At 64.6% G+C, this 13,275-nt stretch carries 12 protein-coding genes; 10 read left to right on the top strand and 2 right to left on the bottom strand.

From position 1 onward, the window contains the following. Window positions 1-1,410, bottom strand: coding sequence for a tyrosine-type recombinase/integrase (locus P6U31_RS26950; RefSeq protein WP_407184780.1), 1,410 nt, complete (start codon window positions 1,408-1,410; stop codon window positions 1-3). A gap of 863 nt (window positions 1,411-2,273) precedes the next feature. Here P6U31_RS26950 and P6U31_RS26945 point away from each other — a divergent pair. Further along, the gene (locus tag P6U31_RS26945; protein WP_407184779.1) at window positions 2,274-2,693 is read left to right on the top strand and encodes a DUF4118 domain-containing protein; all 420 of its coding nucleotides are present in this window, start codon (window positions 2,274-2,276) and stop codon (window positions 2,691-2,693) included. A 138-nt stretch (window positions 2,694-2,831) separates the two neighbouring features. Then, on the top strand, window positions 2,832-3,041 hold the full coding sequence (locus tag P6U31_RS26940) for a hypothetical protein (RefSeq protein WP_407184778.1): 210 nt from the start codon (window positions 2,832-2,834) through the stop codon (window positions 3,039-3,041). A 241-nt stretch (window positions 3,042-3,282) separates the two neighbouring features. Here P6U31_RS26940 and P6U31_RS26935 read toward each other — a convergent pair whose 3' ends face one another. Then, on the bottom strand, window positions 3,283-4,260 hold the full coding sequence (locus P6U31_RS26935) for a LysR family transcriptional regulator (RefSeq protein WP_407184777.1): 978 nt from the start codon (window positions 4,258-4,260) through the stop codon (window positions 3,283-3,285). Between the two features lie 120 nt (window positions 4,261-4,380). Here P6U31_RS26935 and P6U31_RS26930 point away from each other — a divergent pair, with 120 nt between their 5' ends. The 8 genes from P6U31_RS26930 to rpe all read left to right on the top strand — a co-directional run bounded on the left by P6U31_RS26930 (window position 4,381) and on the right by rpe (window position 13,121). Continuing rightward, complete coding sequence (locus tag P6U31_RS26930) at window positions 4,381-5,418, top strand: class 1 fructose-bisphosphatase (protein ID WP_407184776.1); 1,038 nt, start codon at window positions 4,381-4,383, stop codon at window positions 5,416-5,418. A 12-nt stretch (window positions 5,419-5,430) separates the two neighbouring features. After that, window positions 5,431-6,306, top strand: a complete 876-nt coding sequence (locus P6U31_RS26925; RefSeq protein ID WP_407184775.1) for a phosphoribulokinase — start codon at window positions 5,431-5,433, stop codon at window positions 6,304-6,306. A gap of 16 nt (window positions 6,307-6,322) precedes the next feature. After that, a complete protein-coding gene (gene tkt, locus P6U31_RS26920) occupies window positions 6,323-8,341 on the top strand; it encodes a transketolase (RefSeq protein ID WP_407184774.1) in 2,019 nt (672 codons plus the stop codon). Window positions 8,342-8,353: 12 nt separating this feature from the next. Beyond that, the gene (gene fba / locus P6U31_RS26915; RefSeq protein ID WP_407184773.1) at window positions 8,354-9,439 is read left to right on the top strand and encodes a class II fructose-bisphosphate aldolase; all 1,086 of its coding nucleotides are present in this window, start codon (window positions 8,354-8,356) and stop codon (window positions 9,437-9,439) included. Window positions 9,440-9,477: 38 nt separating this feature from the next. After that, a complete protein-coding gene (locus P6U31_RS26910; protein WP_407184772.1) occupies window positions 9,478-10,938 on the top strand; it encodes a form I ribulose bisphosphate carboxylase large subunit in 1,461 nt (486 codons plus the stop codon). A 10-nt stretch (window positions 10,939-10,948) separates the two neighbouring features. Beyond that, complete coding sequence (locus P6U31_RS26905; RefSeq protein WP_407184771.1) at window positions 10,949-11,356, top strand: ribulose bisphosphate carboxylase small subunit; 408 nt, start codon at window positions 10,949-10,951, stop codon at window positions 11,354-11,356. A 98-nt stretch (window positions 11,357-11,454) separates the two neighbouring features. After that, the gene (cbbX, locus tag P6U31_RS26900) at window positions 11,455-12,387 is read left to right on the top strand and encodes a CbbX protein (RefSeq protein WP_407184770.1); all 933 of its coding nucleotides are present in this window, start codon (window positions 11,455-11,457) and stop codon (window positions 12,385-12,387) included. After that, the gene (gene rpe, locus P6U31_RS26895; protein ID WP_407184769.1) at window positions 12,384-13,121 is read left to right on the top strand and encodes a ribulose-phosphate 3-epimerase; all 738 of its coding nucleotides are present in this window, start codon (window positions 12,384-12,386) and stop codon (window positions 13,119-13,121) included. The genes cbbX and rpe overlap by 4 nt, the downstream gene beginning before the upstream one ends. The last annotated feature ends 154 nt before the right edge of the window (window positions 13,122-13,275 follow it).

The following is a 13,275-nucleotide window of genomic DNA, read 5'->3' as shown; positions in this document are numbered from 1 at the left end:
TTAGGCAACGAGTCGAAGTTGACTGTGCTGGTCGAGGTTATCGCTTGGCTTACCCACAATTCGACGTAATTCGGTCGCGACCGCGTTCAGCAATGCACGCTTCTCCTTCATGCGGTTGGAGTGATTGTAGACCTTGCCGGTAACGGTCGGCACGATCACATCACCCTTCCTACTGACAGCATGGTCGAGGCACTTTGCGATGGCGGCATCGTCGAAGCCGAGATCGCCCGCCAATGTCGCCGCCGTCCTGCGCAAGTCGTGCGGTGTGAACGGCTTCAGGCCCAGTAGCTCGCAGAGCCCCGGCGTCTTGGTCTTGTTCTTGTTCTTCTCGTGTTTGGTGCCCCGCAGGGCGGCAGCCATGGCTTTGCGGTGGATGGGCTGGCCAGCGTAGATCGGGCTTTCAAAGACGAACTGCTGATCTTCGGAGATCAGCGCCTCTTTGATGAGCTCGACTGCTAAATCGGAGAGCGGCTGCTGGATCACCCGTCGCTTCTTGACTCGCTTGAGTGGCACATCGAAGCGCGGATAATCGCCGTCGAGATCGAACAATTCACTCCGATGCGCACCGAGCAATTCGCTCGACCGGAGCATGGTTACCAACTCGAATTTGAGTGCGAGGCGGGTCTTCCGGTCCCACGGCAGGTCGTTGCGGTCGAGGCCGTGCCAGAAAATCCTGATTTCGTCCTCTGAGAGGACGCGGGTGCGGGGATGCTCGGGGTCCAGCTTGGGCAGGTTGATGCAGGGGCTGGCGGTCACGTAATCGCGGCCTGCTTCAGCCGCCCAGTTGAACAGGCCCGAGGCTGCTTTGCGCATGTGCCGCGCATTGCTGACGGAGGGCTTTCCTCCGTGCCTGCCTGCCACGATGTCGTTCGAGAGCGTGGCGATGTCGTGCTTGGTGACCTCCATGGCCAGCCTCTTGCCGAGGCGGGGGCTGAGGAACCGGCGCAGGTGGCTGGCGGTGTTCTCCCAGCTTTCCAGACGAGGGCGCATTTCGCCATCCGGCTTCCGGACCGGGGTCTTCATCCACTCGATTCGCTCCTCGATGATCTCATTGACCGTCTTGCCCCGCTTCAATTGACCCGTCTTTCGGTCGCGGAATGTCTCGGCGAGTGCCTCGCCGCTCTTGCCCTTGAGGCCGTAGACCCTGCTGCGGGCGTCCTCAACCGTAAAGGTCTCGGGATTGTAGACCCCGAGCCAGCCGGTGCGCTGTTTGCCCGTCTGTCGGTCGGTGAACTTGAAGGAGAAGGTCGCAACACCGGCCGTGGTGATGCTGACATAAAGGCCGGGGCATTTACGGTCGTAGATTTTCGTGCGTTCGGTCACCCGTTTCTCGCACATGCGGTCGGTCAAGATGACGCTGGCCTTCCGACCCCGCTTGCCTGCGAGGGTGGCGACAATGGTAGTATTCATGTGGTTTCGGCTCCTGAGGCTTGAGACCAGAGGGCTCGGCTTTGAGGTTTTCAGTTTGTCGTGCGGACGCTGAACGCCTTAGGGCCGGGCCCTGATTTTGGCGAAAGTCGCTGAAAGCCGATGAGGGATGGTAGTGGAAAACCCCTTCGTTTAAAGGGGTTTGTTTCTTTCAGGACCTTTCACCGGCCATCAAAATATAGACGTGTGGTCCTGGCCGTCGTTGCTACGGTCAAGCCGGATCGAAGATGCGCGCGAGCCCGACCGGGTGGACGGCATCACCAATTCGAACGGCGAGGGAGGCCAGAACGAACTCGGCTCCCGGGAGAGCACGGCATAAGCCGTCCGACCACCGCGCAGGGAAGGCCGTGTGTTGGGCTTCACCTGTATGCTGCTGTGCGGTTCTTCCTGCGCGTGCCTTTCGCGCGGCGGACCGCGGGTGCGAGCCGGCACCCGGCCTTCCCTGCGCCCTCTTGACTTTCAGAGGGCGAAGCGACGAAGCAAAGCTCGGGTGAATTGAGCCGCGAGATCGGGAAGGTGTGTCTGCAAGCCGAGGCGCGAGTTGGAGGGTGATGCCGACGCCCCTTGCTCCCGTCATTGCGAGGAGCCCTTGCGACGAAGCAATCCAGACTGTCACTGCGGAGGGATTCTGGATTGCTTCGCGGAGCCTGTCATCAGGCCGCGCCCTGCGCGCACCCGGTTTGTCCGGGACAGGCGCGCGCCACCGGCCTGCAGGATGTCCGGCATTGTACGATGCGGTTCGTTTACCAATCCCGTCCCGATGCAATTTCCACCTCGCGGTTTTGCCGCGGCTGTAGTACTTTGGTCGCAACTGGACCCGGTTAACGGGCGGCAGGGGGAGACTGATGAGGCGTGCTGGGCTGTTTGGCGTACCGCGGGTACGGCCATGGTCGTGGCGGGCGTTTCTGCTCGGATTCATCGTTGTTGCGGTGTCGGCTGCGGTCCAAGGCATCTGTGTCGCGCTCGGCGCAAAGCTCTATTTCGCCGCGTTCCTGCCCAGCCTGTTCGTGCTCGGACTCGTCGCGGGCGCCCCGGCGGCGGTGGTCGCCGCGCTGCTCACCATTCCCCTGGTGTGGTGGGCGTTCATTCCGCCGTTCTTCCAGTTCATGCCATTATCCAGCGCGAATGCGGATTCCATCAACCTGTTCTGCCTGCTTGCCGTGCTCTTGATCGGCCTTGCCGATCTCTGTCGCGAGACGATGGCGATCGTCAGCCGCGGCGGATTGAAGTCCCCGGGCGAGAGCGCAGCAACGAATCCGCAATAGTTCTTGTTGGCCCCACGCTGCGCGTTGCGGGCCCGCAACAGTCCGGCAACCATTCGCGAGCTTGCCGCGCGCCGCTAACTTTTCGAAAAAGATTTGGCCGCAGTTTCTCCCCCGGGAATGACGAGGGAGTTTTCGGACATGAACGGCCAGATCAACGGTCAAGCCATCCTGGCGAACGTGCGCCGCTATCGCGGCATTGCATCGCTCTATCGCCAGACCGCCGCATTCCGCCCGGGCCAGAGCTGGTCGTTGCTCGAGCAGGCGAGGGATTGGGAGGCGCGCGCGCTGTCGGAGCTGGAAGCCTATTTCGCCACGCGCGTGGACTACGCCGCTTCGCTCGCGGCCTGATCGTTAACGACCTGCGCGGCCGCGAGCCGGCCCGCCGCAGGCGCGATCGCCCACGGGGCGATTACGGAGTTGTCGCCGCGCCCTTCTGTGCTAGCAACGGGCCGAGCGAAATCTCCTTCACGACGGCCGGGGCAAATGATGACCACATTCAACCGCATCTTCACGACGGAGCGCCTGCTCCAGATCATCGTGATCCTGGCGGCCACCATCCTCATGAAGCTGATGAGCTGAGCTCGGCGGACTATCGTCCGCCGAGCTCGGGCACGTCGGGCAGATAGTTCGATCCCTCCGAGCCCAGAAAATCGAACATCGCCTGCGCCGGCGGCAGCAGCACCTTGTCGCTGCGGCGGATCACGTACCATTGCCGGACGATCGGCAGGCCCGCGACGTCGAGCACGACGAGCCGGCCCTCCGCGAGCTCGTGCGCCACCGTGTGGGCCGAGATGAAGGCGATGCCGAGCCCGGCAATCACCGCCTGCTTGATGGTCTCGTTGCTGCTCATCTCCATGCCGATGATCGGCTCGAGATCGGACTTCTGGAACATGCCCTCCATCAGCGTCCGCGTGCCCGAGCCGGGCTCGCGGGTGAGGAAGGTCTCGTGCACGAGGTCGGTCAGGTTGAGGCCGGAATCCTTTTCCAGCCAGTGCCCCTTGCGCGCGACGATGATGTGCGGATTGCGCCCGAGCTGGCGGACATCGACGGTGACGTCGGCCGGTGGCCGACCCATCACCGCGAAATCGAGATCGTAGCCGTGCATGGCCTCGCGGATCTCCTCGCGATTGCCGATGGTCAGCTTGATCTCGATCTTGGGATAGCGCTTGGAGAACGCCGCGATCGCATGCGGCACGAAATATTTCGCGGTCGAGACCGCGCCGAGTTGCACGGTGCCGCCGGTCCGCCCCGCGAGCAGGTCGAGCGCGCCCTGGCAGTCCATGATGGCGGCCTCGACCCGCTCCGCCAGCGCCAGGACCTCCTTGCCGGCCTCGGTCAGGAGCATGCCGTCGCCGGTCCGCTGCACCAGCGGCAGGCCGGCGAGGTCCTGAAGCTGCCGGAGTTGCTGTGTCACGGCCGGCTGGGTCAGCCCGAGATGGCCGGAGGCGGCCGTCACGCTGCCCTTGGCCGCAAGCGCCGCAAGAGAGCGCAGCTGCCGGATGGTCAGATGCCGGAGCTGCGCCGCTGCATGGCCAGGGCCATTATAAGAAAATTCTTTGATGCTCATTATGAATAGAAATTTTCCTTATTAAGTCACCGCTGTCAATCTCCTGATGCCGGGACTGATCGCACCGACCTCCAGCGGGGAGGCAATCGGAGGCGGCGCCGGCAGAGGGGATGGACGCAGATGACCGGGCAACTCAGGCTGGACGATCACCTTCAACGGTATTCTGAGACCGCGCCGCACGCGCTGGCCGTGGCGGCCGCTGTCGATGCCATCGCGGCGGCGGCCATCGAGATCGCCGACCTCATCGCGTCAGGCGATTTCGCGGACGCCTCCGGCCTGACGACGGGGCGCAACAGCGACGGCGACATCCAGCGCGATCTCGATGTGCAGGCGGATGCGATCCTGCGCCGCTGCCTCAGCAAGCTGCCGATCGCCGCGCTCGCCTCGGAAGAGATGCGCGAGGCCCAGGTCGTCGATCGCGCGGCAAAGATCTGCATCGCGATCGATCCGCTCGACGGCTCTTCCAACATCGACATCAACATGACGGTCGGCACGATCTTCTCGATCCTGCCCGCCCCAGACGATCTCTCGCTTGCCTTCCATCAGCGCGGCTCGGCGCAGCTTGCGGCGGGCTTCGTCACCTACGGTCCGCAGACTTCGCTGGTGCTGACGCTCGGCGAGGGCGTCGACATCTTCACGCTCGACCGCAAGGCCGGCTGCTTCCGTCTCGCGCGCAGCGGCGTGCAGATCGTCGAAGCCTGCGAGGAGTTTGCGATCAACGCTTCCAATCGCCGGCACTGGGATCCGCCGGTGCGCGCCTTCATCGACGAATGTCTCGCCGGCGTCGAAGGGCCCGCCAACCATGATTTCAATATGCGCTGGGTCGGCTCGCTGGTCGCCGAGGCTTATCGCATCCTCACCCGTGGCGGCATCTTCCTCTATCCCTCGGACGCGCGCGCAGGCTACGGCGACGGCCGCCTGCGCCTGGCCTACGAGGCGCACCCGATGGCGATGATCATCGAGCAGGCCGGCGGCTCGGCCTCGACCGGCCGCGAGCGCATCCTCGACCTCTCCGCGCAGAGCCTGCATCAGCGCGTGCCCCTGATCATGGGCTCGAGCAACGAGGTGCGGCGCGTCGAGGAGCTGCATTGCGATCCACTGCTGGTCGCCAGCGTCTCTGCGCCGCTGTTCGCGCGGCGCGGATTCTTCCGGCTCTGAGCGAGGCGTCCCATGTCCAGGAAGCATCCGATCATCTCCATCACAGGCTCCTCCGGCGCCGGCACCACCTCGGTCAAGAAGACTTTCGAGCAGATTTTTTTCCGCGAGAAGGTCAACGCCGCCTACATCGAAGGCGACGCCTTCCACCGCTACGACCGCGCCGAGATGCGCGCGCAGATGGCGAAAGAGGCCGAGCGCGGCAACAAGCATTTCAGCCATTTCAGTCCCGAGACCAACCTGTTCGAGGAGCTGGAGCGCGCGTTCCGCGACTACGGCGAGACCGGTACGGCGGTGACCCGGCACTATGTTCACGACGCCGAGGAATCCGCGCTGCACGGCACGGCGCCCGGTACTTTCACCGACTGGAAGCAGCTGCCGGAGAACTCCGACCTGTTGTTCTACGAAGGCCTGCACGGCGCCGTCGTCACCGATAAGGTCAATGTCGCGCGCTATGCCGATCTCAAGATCGGCGTCGTGCCCGTCATCAATCTCGAATGGATTCAGAAGCTGCACCGCGACCGCAGCGCGCGCGGTTATTCGACCGAGGCGGTCACCGACACCATCCTGCGGCGGATGCCCGACTACATCCACTACATCTGCCCGCAATTCACCGAGACCGACATCAATTTCCAGCGCGTGCCGACGGTGGACACATCCAACCCGTTCGTGGCGCGCTGGATCCCGACGCCGGACGAATCCATGGTGGTGATCCGCTTCAAGAACCCGCGCGGCATCGATTTCCCCTATCTGCTCTCGATGCTGCCGCAGAGCTGGATGTCGCGCGCGAATTCGATCGTCTGCCCCGGCGCGAAGCTCGATCTGGCGATGCAGCTGATCCTGACGCCGCTGATCATGCAACTGATCGAGCGCAAGCGCAGCCTGAAGTGAACGAGGAGAGAATCCGATGAACATCTCCGTCCACGCCGAAGCCGACCTCACGGCGATCGCGCACAACGATCTCGCCAACGCCGTCCGCTTCCTCGCGGTCGACGCCATCGAGACCTCGCAGTCGGGTCACCCCGGCCTGCCGATGGGCATGGCGGACGTTGCCACCGTGCTATTCTCGCGCTTCCTGAAATTCGACTCGGCGCATCCCAACTGGCCGGACCGCGATCGCTTCGTGCTGTCGGCGGGCCATGGCTCGATGCTGCTCTACGCGCTGCTGTATCTGACCGGCGGCGACGTCAGCCTCGACGACATCAAGGCTTTCAGGCAATGGGGCTCGAAGACGCCGGGCCACCCCGAATACGGCCACACGCCTGGCGTGGAGACCACAACGGGACCGCTGGGGCAGGGGATCGCGACCGCGGTCGGCATGGCGCTCGCCGAGCGGATGGCCAATGCGCGGCATGGCGACGGCCTCGTCGATCACTTCACCTATGTGATCGCCGGCGATGGCTGTCTGATGGAAGGTATCAGCCAGGAGGCGATCTCGCTGGCCGGCCATCTCGGGCTCGGCCGGCTGATCGTGCTGTTCGACGACAACGGCATCTCCATCGACGGGCCGACGTCGCTCGCGACATCGGACGACCAGCTCGCCCGTTTCGCCGCCTCCGGCTGGTCGGTGCGCCGCGTCGACGGGCACGATCCCGAGGCTGTTGCGCAGGCGATTGCGGAGGAGCGGGAGACCGCAAAGCCGTCGCTGATCGCCTGCCGCACCATCATCGGCTACGGCGCGCCGGGCCGGCAAGGCACCGAGAAGGCACATGGCGCACCGCTCGGCACCGAACAGACGGCGGCGGCGCGCCGGACGCTCGGCTGGGACTATCAGCCCTTCGTGGTGCCGCTCCCGATCCTCAAAGCGTGGCGGATGATCGGGCAGCGCGGGCAAGTCGATCGGCTCGCCTGGCTCGATCGCTACGAAGGCGCAACGCCGGAGCAGCGCGACATGTTCGTCGAGGGCAAGGCGGTTGCCTTGCCGGGCGCCTATGCGCTGGCCGCTGCGAAATTGCGCGAGCGCTTTGCCAGTGAGCGTCCGAAGCTGGCGACGCGGCAGGCCTCGCAACAGGTGCTCGACGGCATCGCCGGGACCATCCCCGGTCTCGTCGGCGGCTCAGCGGATCTGACGCACTCGAACCTGACGCATGCCAAGGCGCAGGCGCCGGTCAAGAGCGGCGCATTCGGCGGTGACTACATTCACTACGGCATTCGCGAGCACGGTATGGCCGCTGCGATGAACGGCCTCGCGCTGCATGGCGGCTTCATCCCTTATGGCGGCACGTTCCTCGCGTTCTCCGATTACAGTCGGCCGGCGATCCGCCTTGCGGCGCTGATGCGGCTGCGCGTCATTCATGTGATGACGCACGACTCCATCGGCCTCGGCGAGGACGGCCCGACGCACCAGCCGGTCGAACACCTTGCCGCGCTGCGGGTGATCCCGAATCTCCTGGTGTTCCGTCCTGCCGACGCGGTGGAGACGCTGGAGGCCTGGGACTGCGCACTCAGCTCCGAAAACCGTCCGTCCGTGCTGTGCCTGTCGCGGCAGGCGTTGCCGACCTTCCGCAGCGATGCCCGCGGCAAGAACCGCGTCGCGCGTGGTGCCTATCTCGTCGTCTCGCCGGATGGCGGCCGCGACGTGACGCTGATCGCAACCGGCTCGGAAGTGTCGATCGCACTGGAAGCGGCCCGCTTGCTCGCAACCGAGCACATCCGGGCAGCCGTGGTCTCCGCGCCTTGCTTCGCTCTGTTCGAGGAGCAGCCGGATGATTACCGCGCCACCGTGCTCGGCAACGCGCCGCGCGTCGGCATCGAGGCGGCCGTCGCCGGCGACTGGCATCGCTGGATCGGCGCCGACGGCGAGTTCGTCGGCATGCGCGGCTTCGGGGCCTCCGCGCCGGCGCCGGTGCTCTACCGCGAATTCGGCATCACCCCACAAAGCATTGCAGAGGCGGCCCGCCGGGCGATCGCCCGCAAGAGCCAATAAGGAGGACGACCCTTGGCCCGTATCACCCTTCGCCAATTGCTCGATCACGCCGCGTCTCATGGCTACGCGGTGCCGGCATTCAACATCAACAACATGGAGCAGGGCATCGCGATCATGCAGGCAGCGGCCGAGGTCGACGCGCCCGTCATCATGCAGGCCTCGCGCGGCGCGCGCAGCTATGCCGGCGATCTCATGCTCTCGCACATGATCGACGCGCTGGAGCGGACCTATCCGGATATCCCGCTCTGCATGCATCAGGATCACGGCAACGATGAAGCGACCTGCGCGTCCGCCATCGCTCACGGCTTCACGTCGGTCATGATGGACGGCTCGCTCAAAGCCGATGCCAAGACGGCGGCCGACTACGAGTACAATGTTGCGATCACCCGCCGCGTCGTCGATCTCGCGCACTGGGTCGGCGCTTCCGTCGAAGGCGAGCTCGGCGTGCTTGGCTCGCTCGAACATGGCGGCGGCGAACAGGAAGACGGTCACGGCGTTGAAGGCAAGGTCAGTCACGACCAGCTCCTGACCGATCCCGACCAGGCGGTCGACTTCGTTCGCGCCACCAAGGTCGATGCGCTCGCCATCGCGATGGGCACTTCGCATGGCGCCTACAAGTTCAGCCGCAAGCCGGACGGCGACATCCTCGCGATGCGGGTGGTCGAGGAGATCCACCGCCGCCTGCCGAACACGCATCTCGTCATGCACGGCTCCTCCTCGGTGCCGCAGCCGTTGCAGGACATGTTCAACCAGTTCGGCGGCGAGATGCCTCAGACATGGGGCGTCCCGGTCGAGGAAATCGTCCGCGGCATCCGAAGCGGCGTGCGCAAGGTCAATATCGACACCGACTGCCGCCTCGCGATGACCGCCGTATTCCGCAAGGTCGCCGCGCAGAGCCGCAGCGAGTTCGATCCGCGCAAGTTTCTCAAGCCCGCGATGGATGCGATGCGCCAGCTCTGCCGCGAGCGTTTCGAGCAGTTCGGCACCGCAGGTCACGCCAGCAAGATCAAGGTTGTTCCGTTGAGCGAGATGGCGCGGCGCTACCGCGCCGGCGAGCTCGATCCGCGTATCGATGCCCGCGCACCCGTTGCGGCCTAGTCAATCCGAAAGAGCAGAGAAAAGAGCAGGAGAGAGACATGAACGCACATGCAGGCACGGTCCGCGGCAAAGAGCGCTATCGCTCCGGCGTGATGGAATACAAGCGCATGGGCTATTGGGAGCCCGACTACACGCCGAAGGACACCGACGTCATCGCGCTGTTTCGCGTCACGCCGCAGGAGGGCGTCGACCCTATCGAGGCCTCTGCTGCGGTGGCCGGAGAATCCTCGACCGCGACCTGGACGGTGGTGTGGACCGACCGCCTGACGGCGGCCGAGAAATATCGCGCCAAGTGCTATCGCGTCGATCCGGTCCCGGGCTCGCCGGGTTCGTACTTCGCCTACATCGCCTATGATCTCGACCTGTTCGAGCCGGGCTCGATCGCGAACCTGTCGGCCTCGATCATCGGCAACGTGTTCGGCTTCAAGCCGCTGAAGGCGCTGCGTCTGGAGGACATGCGCTTCCCGGTTGCCTACGTGAAGACGTTCCAGGGACCGGCGACCGGCATCGTGGTCGAACGCGAACGCCTCGACAAGTTCGGCCGGCCGCTACTCGGCGCGACGGTTAAGCCCAAGCTCGGGCTGTCGGGCCGCAATTACGGCCGCGTCGTCTACGAGGCGCTGAAAGGGGGGCTCGATTTCACCAAGGACGACGAGAACATCAACTCGCAGCCCTTCATGCATTGGCGCGACCGATTCCTCTATTGCATGGAGGCGGTGAACCGCGCACAGGCGGCCTCCGGCGAGGTGAAGGGCACGTACCTGAACGTTACCGCAGGGACGATGGAGGATATGTACGAGCGTGCCGAGTTCGCCAAGGAGCTCGGGTCGTGCATCGTCATGATCGACCTCGTGATCGGCTACACCGCGATCCAGTCGATGGCCAAATGGGCGCGGCGCAACGACATGATCCTGCATCTGCACCGTGCCGGCCATTCGACCTATACGCGGCAGAAGAGCCATGGCGTGTCGTTCCGCGTCATCGCGAAGTGGATGCGGCTCGCCGGCGTCGACCACATTCATGCCGGCACGGTGGTCGGCAAGCTCGAAGGCGACCCCAACACCACGCGCGGCTACTACGACGTCTGCCGCGAGGACTTCAACCCGACCAAGCTCGAGCATGGCCTGTTCTTCGACCAGCACTGGGCGAGCCTGAACAAGATGATGCCGGTCGCCTCCGGCGGCATCCATGCCGGCCAGATGCATCAGCTGCTCGATCTCCTAGGCGAAGACGTCGTGCTGCAATTCGGCGGCGGCACCATCGGCCATCCCATGGGTATTGCCGCCGGCGCGACCGCCAACCGCGTGGCGCTGGAGGCGATGATCCTCGCCCGCAACGAGGGCCGCGACTACGTCCACGAGGGTCCGGAGATCCTGGCTAAGGCAGCCGAGACCTGCACGCCGCTGAAGGCCGCGCTCGAGGTCTGGAAGGACGTCACCTTCAACTATCAATCCACCGACACGCCGGACTTCGTGCCGACGGCGCTGGAAACCGTCTGAGGAGATCGACATGAAGCTGACCCAGGGTTGTTTCTCATACCTGCCCGCTCTGACCGACGACCAGATCTATAGCCAGGTGCAATACTGCCTCGCCAACGGTTGGGCGGTGAACATCGAGTTCACTGAGGACCCGCATCCGCGCAACACCTATTGGGAAATGTGGGGCCTGCCGATGTTCGACCTCCAGGATGCCGCCGGCGTGATGATGGAGCTCGCCGAATGCCGCAGGGTCTATGGCGATCGCTACATCCGGATCAGCGGCTTCGATTCCAGCCATGGCTGGGAATCGGTCCGGATCTCCTTCCTCGTCAACCGGCCGCCGCGAGAGGCGGAGCTCGAGCTGGTGCGACAGGAGGTCGGCGGCCGCGCGATCCGTTACACCACTGTGCGCCGGCAGGCCGCGCACGCGTCGACTTAACCATCCGCTTCCGCGCGGAGCTCTCCCTGCTCCGCATCCTTGGCGGACCAACTGCTTCGCCGCCTCCCTCGCGGCGAAGCCCTTTTTTCGAGGCTCCGATGCTCGATGTGCCCCACGCAACGACGACCGAACACAACGAGACCCATTTCGATCTTCGCAAGGAGGCCGAAGCGGCCGGGATCACCGGCACGCTGCAGCAGCTCGGGCAGGAGCTGGTCGGATTGAAGCCGGTGAAGAGCCGCGTGCGCCAGATCGCCTCGCTGCTGCTGATCGAACGTATCCGGCAGCGCGCTGGATTGGCCTCTGCGCCGCCGACGCTGCACATGTCCTTCACCGGTAACCCTGGGACCGGCAAGACCACCGTGGCGCTGCGCATGGCAAAAATCCTGCACGGTCTCGGCTTCGTGCGGCGCGGGCAGGTGATCTCGGTGACGCGCGACGATCTCGTCGGCCAATATATCGGCCACACCGCGCCGAAGACGAAGGAGATCTTGAAGAAGGCGATGGGCGGCGTGCTGTTCATCGACGAAGCCTATTATCTGCATCGCCCCGACAACGAGAGAGACTACGGTCAGGAGGCGATCGAGATCCTGCTCCAGGTGATGGAGAACCAGCGCGAGGATCTCGTCGTGATCCTTGCCGGCTACGGCGAGCGCATGACGAGCTTTTTCGCCTCCAACCCCGGCTTCCGCTCGCGCATCGCCCATCACATCGAATTCCCCGATTATGCCGAGGCCGAGCTGCTGGTCATTGCCGAGCTGATGTTGAAGGAACGCGGCTATCGCTTCTCGGCTGCGGCGCGAGACGCCTTCGAGAAGTACATCGCGCTGCGCCGGACGCAGCCGTTCTTCTCCAACGCGCGCTCGATCCGCAACGCCGTCGACCGCATCCGGCTGCGGCAGGCCGATCGCCTGGTGTCAGATCTCGATCGCATGCTCGATGTTGCGGACCTCGAGACCATCGATCCCATGGACGTCCTGGCGAGCCGCGTCTTCAGCGGCGGCACTGACGCGCGGAGTGCAAAGCCATGACCAGAGAGATCATGATCGCTCCTTCGATCCTGGCTGCGGACTTCGCGCGCCTCGGCGAGGAGGTCGCGGCAATCGACGCGGCCGGCGCCGATTGGATCCATTGCGACGTCATGGACGGACACTTCGTGCCGAACATCAGCTTCGGTGCCGACGTCATCAAGGCGATCCGGCCGATGACCACGAAGATCTTCGACGTTCATCTCATGATCGCGCCTGCCGATCCCTACCTCGAGGCGTTCGCGAAGGCCGGAGCCGATATCATCACCGTCCATGCCGAAGCCGGCGCCCATCTCGACCGCTCGCTTCAGGCGATCCGCGCGCTCGGCAAGAAGGCCGGCGTCAGCCTGTGTCCGGCCACTCCGGAGAGCGCGATCGCCTATGTGCTCGACCGCGTCGATCTCGTGCTGGTGATGACGGTCAATCCAGGATTTGGCGGCCAGTCCTTCCTCGAGTCCCAGCTCGAGAAGATCGAACGGATCAGAGTTATGATCGGCGATCGGCCGATCCGGCTCGAGGTCGATGGCGGTATCACGCGCGACAATGCCGCCGCCGTGGCGGCAGCGGGCGCCGATACGCTGGTGGCGGGTTCCGCGGTGTTTCGCGGCAAGAGCGTTGCCGACTATGCCGCTAACATCGGGGCAATTCGCATCGCTGCCGAGACGGGCCGGGCTCCGAAGCGGCGAAATAATGCCATGCAGCCGATGCGCCTCGGCGAAGGCGCGCGCATCCGGTAGATTACGGGCAGCGGCATCGGGCGATTGCGCATCGGACATCGATGGCTCGGGAACCGGCATTTTTCCCGGAGTCTTACGGAGAACCAGCAACGACTCGGCAATGCCTTTCATGCCGGGGTAACCAACGGTGTCGAAGTACGCACGCGATTAACGA

The sequence above is a fragment of the Bradyrhizobium centrosematis genome (genome assembly GCF_045571495.1).
Lineage (GTDB): Bacteria > Pseudomonadota > Alphaproteobacteria > Rhizobiales > Xanthobacteraceae > Bradyrhizobium > Bradyrhizobium centrosematis.
This window is presented reverse-complemented; position numbering and strand designations above follow the sequence as displayed.